The organism is Vibrio nigripulchritudo, assembly GCF_027924785.1.
GTDB lineage: Bacteria > Pseudomonadota > Gammaproteobacteria > Enterobacterales > Vibrionaceae > Vibrio > Vibrio nigripulchritudo.
Map to the genome: position 1 here is coordinate 3,773,503 of NZ_AP027049.1, position 15,248 is coordinate 3,788,750.

17 protein-coding genes are annotated in these 15,248 nt (G+C 42.2%); 11 read left to right on the forward strand and 6 right to left on the reverse strand.

The features are described from left to right. Positions 1-61: 61 nt before the first annotated feature. The 4 genes from rfaD to QMG91_RS17260 all read left to right on the forward strand — a co-directional run bounded on the left by rfaD (position 62) and on the right by QMG91_RS17260 (position 4,748). The gene (gene rfaD, locus QMG91_RS17245) at positions 62-1,003 is read left to right on the forward strand and encodes an ADP-glyceromanno-heptose 6-epimerase (protein ID WP_038195821.1); all 942 of its coding nucleotides are present in this window, start codon (positions 62-64) and stop codon (positions 1,001-1,003) included. A 148-nt stretch (positions 1,004-1,151) separates the two neighbouring features. Beyond that, complete coding sequence (gene waaF, locus QMG91_RS17250) at positions 1,152-2,186, forward strand: lipopolysaccharide heptosyltransferase II (protein WP_281827880.1); 1,035 nt, start codon at positions 1,152-1,154, stop codon at positions 2,184-2,186. Then, on the forward strand, positions 2,183-3,433 hold the full coding sequence (gene waaA / locus QMG91_RS17255; RefSeq protein ID WP_281827881.1) for a lipid IV(A) 3-deoxy-D-manno-octulosonic acid transferase: 1,251 nt from the start codon (positions 2,183-2,185) through the stop codon (positions 3,431-3,433). Before waaF ends, waaA begins: the two co-directional genes overlap by 4 nt. 151 nt (positions 3,434-3,584) lie before the next feature. After that, a complete protein-coding gene (locus QMG91_RS17260; protein WP_281870106.1) occupies positions 3,585-4,748 on the forward strand; it encodes an O-antigen ligase family protein in 1,164 nt (387 codons plus the stop codon). 1 nt (position 4,749) lies between these two features. Here the strand turns inward: QMG91_RS17260 and QMG91_RS17265 are convergent, their stop codons facing one another. Next, positions 4,750-5,424, reverse strand: a complete 675-nt coding sequence (locus tag QMG91_RS17265) for a glycosyltransferase family 32 protein (protein WP_281827883.1) — start codon at positions 5,422-5,424, stop codon at positions 4,750-4,752. An 89-nt stretch (positions 5,425-5,513) separates the two neighbouring features. Here QMG91_RS17265 and QMG91_RS17270 point away from each other — a divergent pair, with 89 nt between their 5' ends. The 5 genes from QMG91_RS17270 to QMG91_RS17290 are packed head-to-tail and all read left to right on the forward strand — an operon-like array spanning position 5,514 to position 10,530. Beyond that, complete coding sequence (locus tag QMG91_RS17270; protein WP_281827884.1) at positions 5,514-6,245, forward strand: glycosyltransferase family 25 protein; 732 nt, start codon at positions 5,514-5,516, stop codon at positions 6,243-6,245. Positions 6,246-6,263: 18 nt separating this feature from the next. Then, positions 6,264-6,959 carry an acyltransferase gene (locus tag QMG91_RS17275; protein ID WP_281870107.1) on the forward strand — a complete coding sequence of 232 codons (696 nt, stop codon included), beginning with the start codon at positions 6,264-6,266 and terminating at the stop codon, positions 6,957-6,959. A gap of 48 nt (positions 6,960-7,007) precedes the next feature. Next, positions 7,008-8,639 (forward strand): sulfatase-like hydrolase/transferase, encoded by a 1,632-nt coding sequence (locus QMG91_RS17280; RefSeq protein ID WP_281827886.1) that lies wholly within the window; start codon positions 7,008-7,010, stop codon positions 8,637-8,639. A 41-nt stretch (positions 8,640-8,680) separates the two neighbouring features. Continuing rightward, a complete protein-coding gene (locus QMG91_RS17285) occupies positions 8,681-9,751 on the forward strand; it encodes a glycosyltransferase family 9 protein (protein WP_281827887.1) in 1,071 nt (356 codons plus the stop codon). After that, entirely contained in the window at positions 9,748-10,530 is a 783-nt protein-coding gene (locus QMG91_RS17290) for a glycosyltransferase family 2 protein (RefSeq protein WP_281827888.1), read from the forward strand. Before QMG91_RS17285 ends, QMG91_RS17290 begins: the two co-directional genes overlap by 4 nt. Positions 10,531-10,551: 21 nt before the next feature. Here QMG91_RS17290 and QMG91_RS17295 read toward each other — a convergent pair whose 3' ends face one another. Further along, entirely contained in the window at positions 10,552-11,583 is a 1,032-nt protein-coding gene (locus QMG91_RS17295) for a glycosyltransferase family 9 protein (protein WP_281827889.1), read from the reverse strand. 111 nt (positions 11,584-11,694) lie between these two features. Here QMG91_RS17295 and coaD point away from each other — a divergent pair, with 111 nt between their 5' ends. Continuing rightward, entirely contained in the window at positions 11,695-12,201 is a 507-nt protein-coding gene (gene coaD, locus QMG91_RS17300) for a pantetheine-phosphate adenylyltransferase (protein ID WP_022552050.1), read from the forward strand. Here the strand turns inward: coaD and mutM are convergent. Continuing rightward, positions 12,180-13,001, reverse strand: a complete 822-nt coding sequence (mutM, locus tag QMG91_RS17305; protein WP_281827890.1) for a bifunctional DNA-formamidopyrimidine glycosylase/DNA-(apurinic or apyrimidinic site) lyase — start codon at positions 12,999-13,001, stop codon at positions 12,180-12,182. The genes coaD and mutM overlap by 22 nt on opposite strands. Positions 13,002-13,078: 77 nt before the next feature. On the opposite strand from mutM, the gene QMG91_RS17310 reads away from it, so the two are divergent. Then, positions 13,079-13,549: a hypothetical protein gene (locus QMG91_RS17310; RefSeq protein WP_022596477.1), complete on the forward strand. Its 471-nt coding sequence runs from the start codon at positions 13,079-13,081 to the stop codon at positions 13,547-13,549. A 90-nt stretch (positions 13,550-13,639) separates the two neighbouring features. Here the strand turns inward: QMG91_RS17310 and rpmG are convergent, their stop codons facing one another. From rpmG to radC, 3 genes are all read right to left on the reverse strand, one after another. Continuing rightward, on the reverse strand, positions 13,640-13,807 hold the full coding sequence (gene rpmG / locus QMG91_RS17315) for a 50S ribosomal protein L33 (RefSeq protein WP_004405486.1): 168 nt from the start codon (positions 13,805-13,807) through the stop codon (positions 13,640-13,642). A gap of 13 nt (positions 13,808-13,820) precedes the next feature. Beyond that, positions 13,821-14,057 (reverse strand): 50S ribosomal protein L28, encoded by a 237-nt coding sequence (gene rpmB, locus QMG91_RS17320; RefSeq protein ID WP_004405487.1) that lies wholly within the window; start codon positions 14,055-14,057, stop codon positions 13,821-13,823. Positions 14,058-14,424: 367 nt separating this feature from the next. After that, positions 14,425-15,099: a RadC family protein gene (gene radC / locus QMG91_RS17325; RefSeq protein ID WP_022552053.1), complete on the reverse strand. Its 675-nt coding sequence runs from the start codon at positions 15,097-15,099 to the stop codon at positions 14,425-14,427. Positions 15,100-15,248: the final 149 nt, after the last annotated feature.

Sequence of the window (15,248 nt, forward strand, 5' to 3'; positions counted from 1 at the left end):
GTATTTTTTAGCGCCTTATTTGATACACTCGCATCAATTCAATATTAAGCTTGGTGAAAACATGATCATTGTAACTGGCGGCGCTGGCATGATTGGCAGCAACATTATCAAAGCCCTGAATGAAAAAGGCATCAGCGATATCTTGGTAGTTGATAACTTGAAGAATGGCAAAAAGTTTAAAAACTTGGTTGATCTTGATATTGCCGATTACATGGATCGTGATGACTTCCTGACTCAAATCATGGCTGGTGATGACTTTGGTCCAATAGACGCTATCTTCCATGAAGGTGCCTGTTCTGCAACCACCGAGTGGGACGGTAAGTACATGATGCTCAACAACTATGAGTATTCAAAAGAGCTCCTGCATTACTGCTTAGATCGTGAGATTCCTTTCCTATACGCATCTTCCGCTGCAACCTATGGCGAGACCGCTGTATTCAAGGAAGAGCAGCAATATGAAGGCGCGCTCAATGTTTACGGATACTCAAAGCAGCAATTTGACAACTACGTAAGAAGAGTTTGGCAAGATGCGGCAGCACATGGTGAAAAACTGTCTCAAGTGGTTGGCTTTCGCTACTTCAATGTCTACGGACCAAGAGAAGATCACAAAGGCTCAATGGCATCTGTCGCTTTTCACCTAAATAATCAGATGAACGCAGGCGAAAACCCGAAATTGTTTGAAGGTAGCGAGCATTTCAAGCGTGACTTTGTCTATGTAGGTGATGTGGCCGCCGTTAACCTCTGGTTTATGGAAAATGGTCCATCGGGTATTTTTAACCTAGGTACAGGTCAAGCTGAATCGTTTGAAGAAGTGGCTAAAGCAGTTATCGCACATCACGGTCAAGGCCAGGTCGAAACCATTCCATTCCCGGAACACCTTAAAGGCGCTTATCAGGAATATACGCAGGCGGATATGTCTAATCTACGAGCGGCAGGGTGTGATCATCAATTCAAAACGGTTGCACAGGGCGTCGCAGAATATATGAAATTAGCGAATGCATAATATCTGTATACAGGCTCTAGATTATTAGAGCCTGTACCAAAGACTGCTGCAAAGTATCAGGACGCTATACTTTCATTAAAATGATCACGCGATAGGATTCAAAGATGATATCGTATTGTGTTTCGATGAGTATTCAGTGAGCAATAAGATGAAAATTCTGGTAATTGGTCCTTCATGGGTAGGTGACATGGTGATGTCGCAAAGCCTGTATACCGAACTGAAGAATCAACACCCAGAAGCTGTAATTGATGTTCTTGCCCCCGCATGGTGTAAGCCCATCTTAGAGAGAATGCCAGAAATAGCCAGGGCAATCGAAATGCCTTTGGGGCATGGGCAATTTGATCTAATGGGTCGCCGAAAAATTGGCAAATCTTTGTCTCAGGAAGGTTATACGCATTCCTTCATCTTGCCTAACTCCGCCAAATCGGCTCTCATTCCCTGGTTTGCTGGTATTCCGCATCGCATTGGCTGGAAAGGAGAGATGCGATACGGTCTATTGAATGACTTGCGCCCGGATAGAAGAGTATTTCAATACATGGTTGAGCGTTATGTCGCACTTGCTCACTCAAAAAAAAGGATGTTAGAGTCCGTTTCTCTGCCGGATTGCCCGACACCTAAGCTCACTATCGACGCTGAATCTCAGAACGGCGCAATGCAGCGACTAAACCTTTCCAATGAGCGTATTGCGGTAGGATTATGCCCCGGGGCAGAATACGGTCCAGCCAAACGATGGCCAGATCATTACTATGCTGAAGTGGCAAAATTTGTCATTCAACAAGGCAAACAAGTGTGGCTTTTTGGTTCCGCTAAAGACAGAGAAGTCACCCAGAAAATTCGCTCCGCCTTACCTGTAGGACTTCAGAATCACTGCCATGATCTGGCAGGCGAAACCAGCTTAATTGAAGCAGTAGATTTATTGGCAGCATGCGATACCGTTGTGTGTAACGATTCAGGGCTAATGCATGTGTCTGCGGCAGTGGGTTGCAATATTGTGGCCATATATGGTTCTAGTTCACCAAAATATACGCCACCACTCACCGAAAAGTTAACTATGCTGCATACCGACATTGAATGCCGACCTTGCTTCAAAAAAACGTGCCCCTACGGACACATGAGATGCCTGACCGAGCTGCCCCCTAGCCGAGTTATTTCCGCTCTAAGCTCAATAAGGCTTTCAGCATGATAGTAAGAGCGCTCTACACCTTTATCTTGGCAATAGCCGCTCCTTTTCTGTTGTATGGACTATTTAAAAAACGTTCGAATAAGCCTTCAGTCGGAAAACGCTGGAAAGAACATATTGGGTTTACTCCCAAATTAAATTTCGATAAGCAACCCATATGGATACATGCGGTTTCCGTCGGAGAAGTATTGGCTGTGACTCCTTTCATTAAGGAACTCAATTCACGTAAGCCAGAGATACCTATTCTACTGACGACGACGACCCCAACAGGAGCAGAACAAGCGGAAAAACTGTCTGCGATAGCTATACACCGTTATATGCCGATTGACTTTGACTTTGCGGTTAAGCGTTTTTTAAAGGTCACCAGCCCTTCGCAAATGATCATTGTTGAAACCGAGCTTTGGCCTAATACCCTGCATGCAGTAGGAAAAGCAGGTCTCCCAATTTCAGTATTAAATGCTCGGTTGTCTGAGAAATCTCGACGGGGCTATCAAAAAGTTCGCCCCCTGTTTAATGAAATCAGTAAAAACTTAACCAAAGTACTTTGCCAACACCAAGAAGATGCTGATAACTTCAAAAAGCTCGGTGTTTCCGAAGAAAAACTGCATGTAACTGGCTCGATAAAATTTGATATCACGGTTTCGGATGAAGTCATTCAAGCTGGTAACTTACTTCGAGAACAAATAGGACAAGACCGCCCAGTATGGATTGCGGCTAGCACGCATCAAGGTGAAGACGAGCAGGTATTAAACGCTCATAAAGAAATCATGAAAACACTCCCAGATGCAGCTTTAATTCTCGTCCCTCGACACCCAGAAAGATTTGATGCGGTTGCACAACTTGTAGCCAATGAAAACTTTTCTTTTGCAAGACGAACTTCTGCGGACTCTCTCGACTCTATTCAAGTATATATCGGCGATACAATGGGCGAGATGCTCACTCTGATGCAAGCGGCTGATGTGTGCTTTATGGGTGGAAGTTTGATTGGCGATAAAGTTGGTGGGCACAATTTATTAGAACCTACAGCAATAGGAATTCCTTCATTAATAGGTCCGAGCTTTTACAATTTTAAGGACATAACAGAAAGATTAATTGCTATCGGGCTAACTGAAGTAGTGAATAAAAATGAATTAGCAAGTAAAGTACATCTGCACTTTTCATCTAAAAATCATGGTTTTTGGAGCTTATCTAGAGAGTTTATCCTTAAGAAAAATTCCATATCATCGTATATAAATTTACTAAATATTTAGGCAAAAAATGAGTAGAGACAAAGTAGCCAAAGTCTTAGATTCTGAAAGGTTCATTCTTCTAATGGTATTCAGTGCTTGTGTATATGCAGCATTTAAGGATTCATGGCGGTTATTTGCTGATATTTTTTAAACTTTTTTTTTATTGGCGTCTTTGGCAACGTTAATAGTCCATTGGTCTTTTTTTAAAAAAGAAAAACTGCTATGGCTATTGCCTATAGCATTGATGGTCCAACTAAGTAGCTGGATTTATTCCTTACAATTTCATCCAGATATAGCTACTGATTCACCACAGCTAGGAAGATTTCTTGAGTTTTTTATTTTTTTCTTTATCGCATTTTGGCTGAGAGGTAATGAAAAGTACATCTGGACTATGCTAGTTTGCTTTGTTTTGGGTTCTATTTTCACGCTCAACTATCATGCACCTATTCTCGAACAAATCTCCTTGGGTTTATCAGGTAGACGGGTAGAATTTGACTATAGAAATGCTCAGCACGGTGCTTTAATTATTGGTGCATCGATTTTAATTTCTTTGCTCTTTCTTTCTAGACTCATTAAAGATTCACAGAAAAACATCGCCACATTATTAACCTGTTTATTAGTAATGGCGTTCCTAATTATCATTCAAATTGTATTACAAACTCGACAAGCTATACTCGGAATTACGGCAGCCATTATATGCACAAGCCTTTATGGTTATTACATTAAAGATAAATTGAACATTAAAAGCATAATGTTTATTCTTGCTATTACAATTATAGTAATTTTAATAGGACGAAATTCTGACATTATTTATCAAAGATTAAGTTCAGAGCTTTATGTTATAACCGATTATATTCTGATTGGAGACTTTTCAAACATACCTTATACAAGCGTTGGCATTAGAGTTCAGTTGTGGCTCGAGTCGGCTATGTGGATCATCAAAAGCCCTTTGTTGGGATTTGGTAATGGAGCCGAAGCATTTATAATTGAACAATCATCACGACTACCACAACGTATCGCTATCGAATTCAAACATGTACATAATTCATATATAGCCACCTTACTCAGGTTTGGTCTTCTGGGCCTATTACTAGGTTTTGCTATCTTAATATTTCCAATAATAGATTTATTTAAATCAACTAAAGGCAAAGAAAATATTCAATATATCAAATATCTAGCTATTATGTTTTTAGTCTACTGGCTAGTCGTCAATACTTTCGAATCTTTTTGGTATATGAAGGCCGGGCTATGGACATATACCGTCCTTATGGCTGCAATCTATACCATTCCTTTATCCCAAAGATACGAAAAGTATCAAGCTTCGTTAAAAAGCTAGCTTATTTCCATCTAAATAGGGGCTTCTGGTATTCATACAATTTGCCAAGAAGTCCTTTATGTTTAGATTTTAAATAAGGAATCTCATTGTTTTCCCAAGTATGCTGATACCAATGTATCAAATATGCATTATCTGGATGAGAAAATTCAATAGCTTGCCCCTGATAGGAAAAAAAGTACTCCGTATCTAATATTTTAACTGAACTATCATCTTGAGACTCCTCAAGTATCCGCGTCATGATATCTGGTCCCATGTACAAGTCAGACTCCATTATGCCTTTTTGATAGAAATCCAACAATTTACTTAAAACTTCGTTTGAGCGTTTTGCAAAAATAGAGGCAGTGCCAACCAAACTATCATTTTCACGTCCAACGCAGAAATCGCAGTCACTAAATAACGGAAACGGTTCTCGCACTATCGTCACATCCGTGTCTAAGTACAAGCCACCAAACTCAAATAAAATGCGAATTCTTAGATAATCACTAACGAATGCAAAAAGCCCTCTCTTGTAACACTCTTTTGTAAACTCGCATTCATCAATCCAACTTAAAACCTGCTCAGACGAATCTGTCCATAGTTTCACTTCATACCCTTGTTTTTTCCAGTCATTAACACAGGCATGGGAAAGAGGGGGCATTTTGTTACCAAGCCAAATGGCATGAATCAATTTACTCATATGAATTAGAAGAACTTTATTATGCGTGGTCTTGTGTTGCTATGTTAAACTACATCCCGAACTAAGTCAGCAGATACAGTTAATAGACCATGGACATCTTCATCATAAGTTTGGCGGAAGCCACTGAGAGACGTTCAAGAATCACAAGTATTCTTGACGAAACAGAGCTAAGCTATTCCATCTTTGATGCTGTCAACGGGCACAAGGGGTTACCTAGCGAGCTTATCGGTTTACCTGATGACCAATTTCGAAAAGTATATAAAAGCCGACCTCTTTCGAGTGGAGAGCGTGGATGTTATGCAAGCCACTATTTGCTTTGGCAAAAGTGTATCGAATTGGATAAACCTATTGTTGTTCTCGAAGATGACGCCATCCCATTAGATGGCTTTAGCAAAATACTCAGTAAACTCAAAGAACTTCATACTAAATACGGTTATGTACGGCTAGAAACACAGTCGGGCAAGCAGTCTAGAATTCAATCAGTAGACGAGTCCTTCGACTTGGTGTATTGGGATTCCAATGATATGCGAACTGGTGGCTATTCAATATCACCAGCAGGTGCTAAGGCATTTCTTGAAGCAAGTTCAAGATGGTGTTACTCGGTTGACTACTTTATTGGAAGCTCTTATTTACATAAAGTACCTTCTGTTGGCATTGAGCCTCCAATAGTATCTGCGCCCAATGATTTAGGCACCCATATACAATTGGACGCTAAAACAAAAGTTCACTTCTTCTATAAGATCACACGTGAAAGCTACAGGTTTTATCGTTTTTGTCGAATGAGATTGTGGAACTTAATGTGGAAGAAACACGTTTCCTAGAACCAGAAAAAGGTAAACATGAGTCTCGTTAAACCATTAGCAAAGATCTACCTCTATTGCCGAGCAATACCAAAAAGCATTCTCTTTAATTTTTGGTATTTGCCGTTTCCTCAAGCCATTAGGCTACCTATCGTCGTATCTCACCGAGTTAGAATTTTACGCTTAAGCGGGAAGCTAGACATTCCCAAATCAGCAAAAACCGGGAAAATCCGATTTGGCTTTGGTCAAGTTCAAGTTCAAGTTGCTGATAGTCACCGCTCTCGCATGCTTTGGTCATTAGGAAAATCCGGAAAGATAACACTGGGCGAGCGAGTAAAAATCGGTACTGGCTGCAAACTATTTGTGGATGGGGCACTTAATATTAGAGCTAGAACAAACCTCACTGGTGAGTCCACTATAGTCTGTGAAAAAGAAGTCCATATTGGTGAAAGTTGCCTTATTTCATGGCAAACCATCATTATGGACACTGACTTTCACCCTATCTTCGACACTAAGCAAGACACAAGATTAAACCCAAACTCCTCTGTTACTATCGGAAATAATACGTGGCTCGGCGCAAGAGTGACTATGAACAAAGGGACCTCAATCGGAAGTAATTGCGTGGTTGCTACCTCGACGCATATTCACAAACCATTCAATCAGGATGACATCATTCTGGGTGGAAACCCTGCCAGGGTAATCGGTAGTATGAAAGACAAGCATTTCACTGACTAACCAGCGATACAACATATTCAGACATTAAAACCAAGTTGAACAAAAAGCATGACCTTAAAACACAAACTACGTAATACTTTATTGCTTACTGTATTGCTTTCAGCAACCTTGTATTTCACCGAATATCTGCTGCGTTCAATTACAGATATTACGTCTAGCCAAAATATTTCTGAGAGTTTGCAAATCTCTCTAGTGCTTAGCTTACTTATCGTTTTTTCAACTAAGAAATTCAAGGTCTTTCTTTCTGCGTTTATCTCTATCGCATTGATTTTTCAAAGTTCAAACGCACTTTTTTATGGAGGGTGGATCGATCCTGTAAATCTCTATCTGTTCTTTGAAAACCTGTCTGAAGTGGTCAATATCCTCCCTAAGCTGAGCCTCTCAATTATATTGAAATCTTTGGCTTTTATTGCCGTATCAATAGCCCTACTGTATTGGTGCTATAGACTTGCTAAAGACTCATCTGGTTACAAAGCAGTTAATATACTCATCTTGTTAATTTTTATATTCCAACCCATTAGAGATGGCTTGCTTTATCCAGAAAAGATTGAGAAGAGATTCACGAAAGACACGCACAGTCTAATTCGATCTTTTCACAACTCATACGGTATTTTTGCTTCTATGCTTATTTCCGATGCAACGGGGGGAAATCTATACTCGAGTTTCAGACAAGATGAGTATCAGGATTTAAGAAACAGCTCGTCTGAAACTCCTAATATCTTCATTTACTTTGGGGAGAGCCTAAGCTCAAAATACATGGGAGAGTATGGCTATCATTTAGACACAACACCAATAATTAGCCAGCTCATTGAAGACAGCAACATACACGCATTATCAAAAGAAACCGTCGCTGGGGCAGCCGCCACGATGCCGTCAAGTGTGCGATTTTTCCACATGATTGATAAGCCGGATGCGAGAAAGCAGGCATCTTCATTCAATACAAGTTTGTTCCGATACGCAAAACTTGCTGGTTATGAAACGACTTATCTAAGCACACAGGGAGAAAGCTATGTGAATCACATCTATAAGCTGATAGCAGGCAAATATAGTGACCACTACTTTACCCCCCCACTCATGGATAGTCGCTTTAATGACAGGCAGGAGTCAGATGACAGACTCGCCATTGATCAGTTCGCAAATTTGGAGCTTCAAGAGCCATTTTTTGCAGTATTACAACCAAATGGAAGTCATGCTCCGTTTGACGCAAAATCTCCTAGTGATAAAAAAGTCTTCGGTACCGGTACCGAGTTGAAGGAATATGAAAACTCTGTGTACTACACAGACTTAAATATCAAGGCGATCATAGAACAAGTTAAAGAAAAATCTAAATCTAAGCCTTGGATCATTTTCATTACTTCCGACCACGGTACACACGTTGACGGAAAGCGAATCAGTCGCTCTTTGGATTTACCAGCATCCTATATGGTTCCTGGTATTGTGCTAACGAACTCTCAGAGTATCTACAATACCATCGTCAAACCTTATGCAGACTGTAAAAAGCTCTTCCATAAAAATTTCAGCGAGATGATAGCGAAAGCCTTAAACAGAGACGTCCCTATTGGTTCTTGCGATAAAGGCGTTTTGTTTAACGGATTGCTCAACGGGTACGACTCAAGGTTTGTCGATATAGATGAAGACGGTGCTGTTAAATTATCCGTTTTTTCCGAGACTAAAAGTTAAGTAATATATCTCTATGTTCACTATTTTAATGTATTCATATTGTGAAGAATAAGCTGGTACCTGAATCAATCTGCATTGTCAGACTCTCCGCTCTCGGAGACGTCTGCAATGCCATTTCGGCTGTCCAGGCGATTCAGAAACATTACCCTTCTGCGAGAATAACTTGGGTATGCGGTGCAGTAGAAGCGCACCTTATCCAGCTAATTCCTAACGTTGAAGTCATACCATTCGATAAAAACAATGGTATGAGAGACTACTTTGATATTTGGAAAAAACTCAAAGACCACCAATTTGATGTCCTTTTGCATATGCAATACGCATTGCGCGCTAGTTTTGTCGCTTTGGGTATTAAGGCAAAACGTAAAATCGGATTTGATGAAAACCGCAGTAAAGATCTCCAGCACTTGTTTATCAACGAAAGAATCAAAAGCTCTGACAAAAAGCATGTGCTAGATGGAATGATGGGATTTGCTGAAGCAATTGGTGTAGAAGATTTAACACCACTCTGGAATATTCCGCTCTCTGAATCAGACAAAAATTGGGCAACAGATCAGCTATCAAAATCAGGCTCAAACTTAGTTATTGCTCCAGCAACCAGCAAAGCCTACAAAAACTGGACGACAAAAGGTTACCAAGATTTAATAAGCCATGCTCTCAACCTAGGTTGGAAAGTTACGCTTATTGGCAGCCCTGATAAGACCGAGATAGCACTAGCACACGACATCGTGAACCATTTTGAGGACACCCAAATTAATAATTTGGTTGGAGAGACTACGATAAGTCAGATGATCGCGATTATAGACCAAGCTGATCTTCTCGTTGCTCCGGATTCGGGTCCGACGCACATCGCAAATGCAATGCAAACTCCGGTCATAGGGTTGTACGCACACCATAATCCTGTAAGGACTGGTCCCTATTTTCAGCTTGATAACGTTGTCTCTGTTTATAACGAAGCTATTTTGGAAGAAACAGGGAAAACATCAGATGAACTTCCATGGCGAACCAGAGTGAAAGATCCGAATGCCATGGAGCGTATTACTTCTGATATGGTTATTAACCAATTTGAAACTGTTGTTAGCCGACTCCTAACGAACAAAAAGGAATCATCGTGAGCAGACCAACTACTCTTGCCGTTGCTCTTATAGTTAAAAACGAAGCTGCACATCTAGAACAGTGCCTCTCGACTGTCCATGAGTGGGTTGATGAAATCGTTATTCTGGATTCAGGAAGCACAGACAATACAGAAGAGATTGCAAAGAAGTTCACTGATAAGTTCTATGTGAATACTGACTGGAAAGGCTTTGGACCTCAACGTCAGCTCGCTCAATCCTATGTCGAATCGGATTACCTGTTCTGGCTAGATGCTGATGAAAGAGTTACGCCAGAACTAAAAGGCAACATTCAGATTGCATTGGAAAAAAGCCCTTCATCCACCGTTTTTCAGATACCAAGATTAAGCTGGGTATTTGGTCGATACATCAAGCACAGTGGATGGTACCCAGACAGAGTGCTTAGGCTTTACCCAACAAAGCTCACCAGTTACAACGATGCGTTGGTCCATGAAAAAGTCATCACCGACGACAACATGAAGATTGAATCACTTGAGGGTGATCTACACCACTATACGTACAACAATCTAAATCATTACCTCGTTAAATCAGCTGGATACGGCAAGGCGTGGGCAGACCAAAGGCAGGCGAAAGGTAAGAAAGCGTCTCTTTCCCAAGGAATCGTTCATGCGTTGGCATGTTTTATCAAAATGTATGTATTGAAACGAGGGTTCTTGGATGGAAAACAAGGCTTCTTAATTGCACTGCTGTCAGCGCATTCAACCTTCATCAAATACGCGGACTTGTGGGCACGAGATAACGATCAACACTACAAGCTGTAATACGAAATATCCTTGGATAAACTAATTCAGATTTACCCACCACTTATTGGTTTCTTCCGCGCACTCCAACACATCAATCCGCGACATGTCTTCTTGTTGTTCTTTACTGCTGGCTTCTGGTGGGCAAAACGCAATGTGCTTGCCTTCTGAGTTGATAGGTCGCCAGCGAAGTGGTGTAGCGGAGCGTTTTCTTGGGAAGAACCCGACTGTTGGGACATCTAGAGTCGCAGCAATGTGCAGCGGTCCAGTTGAACCAGCAATAAAGAGATCCGCGCAGGCGATGGATTGAGTGAAATCGACCAAGCCATCATTTTTGCTGTATACGACTGACTCTACGCCCAATTGACTTAGCAACACTTGAAGCTCAAGTGCTTTTTCTTCTTCTCCCGGTCCCGCCGTAAGAATGTATTCACTATCAAGCTGCCAATTTTGAATAAACGTTGAGTACTGCTTCAAAGACAGGTTATTGGCCGAGCCACCACTTCCGGCATGAACAAACACCCAAGGTTTGTCTTGGGATATTTCCAACTGATTTGCCAATTTGTCCTTTTGTGCAGCCAAAACATCCGCTTTCAAATCCAAATAAGGCGCACTTGGCTCAATAATCTTGTGACCATTATCCGATAGAAATGAGCGAATGAGATCCAGATTGTATTCAAACTCCGGTTTCGCCGATTGAGAGCGTTTTTGTTTGATTCGCTTGTTATAGAAAATCTGTGCGATCTTAGTCGCTGGCGCAAGCCGATATGGGATTTTCGCTTTCCATACTAGAGAGGCATTATAAGTCGTCGAAAACAAGTTGATTGACGCATCAAACTGCTCCGCACGTAAAGCTGAGACAAGTTCATTTTTGTCTGTCTTGGCGGCTTTAGGACCGCAATCCACCATCACAGCATCAATCCACGGGCACATCTCTGCCAAAGCTTTGGTGTAGTTTGGAACCAAGGCGGTTATTTCAACGTTGGGTAGAGACTGCTTGAGCATGGCGAAGCTTGGCCATGCCAACATAAAGTCGCCAATTTTATCGTTTCGAATAACCAGTATTTTTTTCATTGTGATTCCTAGGTCGTGGTTCGCCCCACATGATAACCACTTCCATGGCGAAGTTTGAGCGTTTTTTGCTATGATGACAGCAGATTAACGAATATAAAAAGTGAGTAAGCAGTGTCGCCAAAACGCATTTCTCGAGTCATTTACCCTGGTACTTTTGACCCTGTGACCAACGGTCACCTCGATCTTATTGAACGTGCCGCAACCATGTTTGATGAAGTGATCGTTGCGGTAGCGGAAAGCCCAAGTAAGAACACCATGTTCAGCTTAGAAGAACGAGTCACATTCACTCAGGAAGTCACTAAGCATTTGGATAATGTCACATCAAAGGGTTTTTCTGGTCTCATGGTGGACTTTGCCCGTGATGAGCAAGCCAATGTTTTGATTCGGGGTCTGAGAACCACGGTCGACTTTGAGTACGAATTTGGTTTAACCAACATGTACCGCCGCCTATTACCTGGTCTGGAAAGTGTTTTTCTAACGCCAGCAGAAGAGCATGCGTTTATCTCTTCTACCATAGTCCGAGAAGTCGCGATTCATGGCGGAAATGTCGAGCAGTTTGTTCCCGCCATTGTTGCTAAAGCGCTAGAAGATAAATATCAGGAACGCTCAAGCGGCTGACATTCCGGGCAGTAGAAGGTGTTTCTCTGCCCGATCTTCACCTCTTCAATTTCAGCTTCACACGCTTGGCACTGTTCTCCAGTACGTCCATACACCTGCAACACCTGAGCAAAGTAGCCCGGTTTGCCGTCCACTTGGTTGAAGTCTTTTAACGTCGTCCCGCCTTGCTTAATTGCGGTTTCCAATACAGCAATAATATTTTTATGCAGTAATGCGAGCGCATCATCGGTGAGTTGATTGGCAGGAGTTTGCGGATGAATACGAGACATAAACAGTGACTCGTTGGCGTAGATGTTTCCCACCCCTACCACCACTTTATTGTCCATGATGAACTGCTTCACCACCGTTTTTTTACGCTTGGCTTTATCTACAAAATATTCAAGGCTGAACTCTTCAGTAAGAGGCTCTGGACCAAGGTGGCTTAATACTTCATGTTGTTCACCCGGCTCTGCATGAAGCCAGGAACCAAAGCGACGAGGATCGTTGTAGCGAAGCACTTTGCCATTTTTCAAAACCAGATCCACATGATCGTGCTTTCCTGGTTCGATCATCGCATCTAGAATTCTTAAGCTGCCAGACATCCCCAAGTGCACCACGGCACTGCCTGCTTTGGTTTCAATCATCAGGTATTTGGCGCGGCGAGTAATGTCTACGATCTCTTCTCCAACCAACGATTGAATACTATCTGGCACCATCCATCTGAGTTTCGGTTGCCTGACGTGTATGGCTTTGACCTTCTGCCCTTTTAGATGAGGCGTAATACCCAATCGACTCACTTCAACTTCTGGCAACTCTGGCATCTTAAATCCTTGATTAGACTGTCTGCGTAGCAATAGCGTAGTATTATATACATAAATACTTCTGTTTGAGGCACTCAATGAAGCTATCCCGCCGTGGCTGGAATAACGTTCTGATCTTAGCGATCTTGGCATTCATCGCCGTCATCAATGCCCCTAGTGTTCTTCGGGAACATTTTGGTTTAGGGCAGACAAGCGCTTTACCTTATGTATTGGACCCCAATGAAAAGCCGGTCGCACTGCACTTTGCACAGTGGTCAGTAGAAAATACGAATAACGAATGGCAATCGACCAGACAGTTGTCTGTTGAACCGCTTCAAGCTGCACTTCGCTGGACAGAGTTGACAGGGACTTCCGTAGATCAAGCCACTTACAACAAACTAAAAGACAACCTTCCCCCGGCCAGGACTCTAGAAGTTTGGTACTCAAACGTCGAAGAGCCTGCGAGAATCACATTTTATCAAACACCGAGCTTTTGGTTACTTCAGAATTGGGAAAAAGAGTGGGTTGCGGTATCGGTAGATAAACAGTATTTGTTCCCGTTTTTATAAAGCATTCTGAATCTCACCTCGGAGAGCAGGCAATAAAAAACCCAGTCGATTGACTGGGTTTTAAATTTTTACAAAGATTTTAAAAATCAATTACTTGATTTTCGCTTCTTTGTACATAACGTGCTTGCGTACAACTGGATCAAACTTTTTGATCTCAAATTTGCCTGGCATGTTACGCTTGTTTTTGTCAGTTGTGTAGAAGTGACCAGTTCCAGCAGAAGATACTAGACGGATTTTCTCACGAATGCCTTTAGCCATTGTTCAATTCCTCTTATACGTTCTCGCCACGAGCACGGATATCAACAAGAACAGCTTCGATGCCTTTCTTATCGATGATACGCATACCCTTAGCAGTTAGACGTAGTTTAACAAAGCGCTTTTCGCTTTCTACCCAGAAACGATGAGTTTGTAGGTTCGGCAGAAAACGACGCTTGGTAGCATTTCGTGCGTGTGAACGGTTGTTACCCGTTACTGGACGCTTACCAGTTACTTGGCATACTCGGGACATGAATGTCTTCTCCAAATCGTTTCAGCTCGATATCAACCTTGGTGGCCGAACCTCTCTATCTATCATTAGAAGACTGGAGGCCAAAAACCGTTATGGAATACCCATACAAGGCTATCAAAGGTCGCGCATTATACTAACTTGATATGCATTGCTCAAGTCCCGAACAGATCCTTTTTCAAGGTTTTCGAGATCTTTTTTAGGCAGAGCTGATTGAGGTTCAAAAATTTCAGTGCGGGGATGATAGCAGATTCTGACCACCAGACAACAAAAATGTGACTTTCCCACAGGCTAAATTCCCACTCTGCAAGCCTTGGTACCTATCTTTCTATTTTTATGACGGTTTTCATGCGAAAAAGGTCATAAGCTTTTATATCCACCCCCTTTCTGCAAAAGACACCACCTCGCCATCTCCAATCACAAAGTGATCCAAAATACGGATATCTACCAATGCCGTCGCATCCACCAACCGGCGTGTGATTCTTCGGTCTGCCTGACTGGGCTCCGCCACACCAGAAGGATGGTTATGGGCAAGAATGAGCGCCGCAGCATTATGATGGAGCGCCCGCTTGACCACTTCTCTTGGATACACAGAAGCCGCGTCAATGGTACCTTCGAACATCACTTCATCCTGAATCACCCGGTGCTGGTTGTCTAAAAACAGTATATAGAAGGCTTCTCGATGCCTATCTCGCAAAATACTCGAAAGATAAAGCTTGGTGTGTTCTGGGCTGGTCAGTGCATCTCCTCGCTTCAACGTTTCGCCTAGGTAACGCTGAGTCATTTCCAGTACGGCTTGAAGTTGCACGTATTTCGCCTGCCCCAAGCCTTTACGTAGGCAAAACTCTTCTAAGCTTGCAGAAAACAACGCCCTCAGCGATCCAAACTCTTTTAACAAGAGAGAAGCCAATTCAATAACGTTGGTGCCTTTAATGCCCGTTCTTAAAAAAATTGCCAATAACTCAGCATCCGTTAGAGCACTGGGTCCCTGATGAAGTAATTTTTCTCTGGGTTGGGATTCTGAGGGAAGATGCTTGATGCTCATACCGCCTACTCCAATCATAAAATTGGGCGTATTGGATAAGGGATAGCGTATGTTATCAATCCAGATTGCGGAATCTTCGAGCGACTTTAGAACTTCATGAAACTGAGGATTTGGTTAATTCCATTCAGATGCGGGAAACAGATTCCCGC

Bases quoted from the DNA above. Each gene is read 5' to 3' on its own strand.
- mutM (WP_281827890.1), bottom strand. From the start codon at position 13,001: ATGCCAGAGTTGCCAGAAGTTGAAGTGAGTCGATTGGGTATTACGCCT.
- waaF (WP_281827880.1), top strand. From the start codon at position 1,152: ATGAAAATTCTGGTAATTGGTCCTTCATGGGTAGGTGACATGGTGATG.
- rpmB (WP_004405487.1), bottom strand. From the start codon at position 14,057: ATGTCCCGAGTATGCCAAGTAACTGGTAAGCGTCCAGTAACGGGTAAC.
- QMG91_RS17265 (WP_281827883.1), bottom strand. From the start codon at position 5,424: ATGAGTAAATTGATTCATGCCATTTGGCTTGGTAACAAAATGCCCCCT.
- QMG91_RS17295 (WP_281827889.1), bottom strand. From the start codon at position 11,583: ATGAAAAAAATACTGGTTATTCGAAACGATAAAATTGGCGACTTTATG.
- waaA (WP_281827881.1), top strand. From the start codon at position 2,183: ATGATAGTAAGAGCGCTCTACACCTTTATCTTGGCAATAGCCGCTCCT.
- QMG91_RS17280 (WP_281827886.1), top strand. From the start codon at position 7,008: ATGACCTTAAAACACAAACTACGTAATACTTTATTGCTTACTGTATTG.
- QMG91_RS17275 (WP_281870107.1), top strand. From the start codon at position 6,264: ATGAGTCTCGTTAAACCATTAGCAAAGATCTACCTCTATTGCCGAGCA.
- QMG91_RS17270 (WP_281827884.1), top strand. From the start codon at position 5,514: ATGGACATCTTCATCATAAGTTTGGCGGAAGCCACTGAGAGACGTTCA.
- QMG91_RS17310 (WP_022596477.1), top strand. From the start codon at position 13,079: ATGAAGCTATCCCGCCGTGGCTGGAATAACGTTCTGATCTTAGCGATC.
- radC (WP_022552053.1), bottom strand. From the start codon at position 15,099: ATGAGCATCAAGCATCTTCCCTCAGAATCCCAACCCAGAGAAAAATTA.
- rfaD (WP_038195821.1), top strand. From the start codon at position 62: ATGATCATTGTAACTGGCGGCGCTGGCATGATTGGCAGCAACATTATC.
- rpmG (WP_004405486.1), bottom strand. From the start codon at position 13,807: ATGGCTAAAGGCATTCGTGAGAAAATCCGTCTAGTATCTTCTGCTGGA.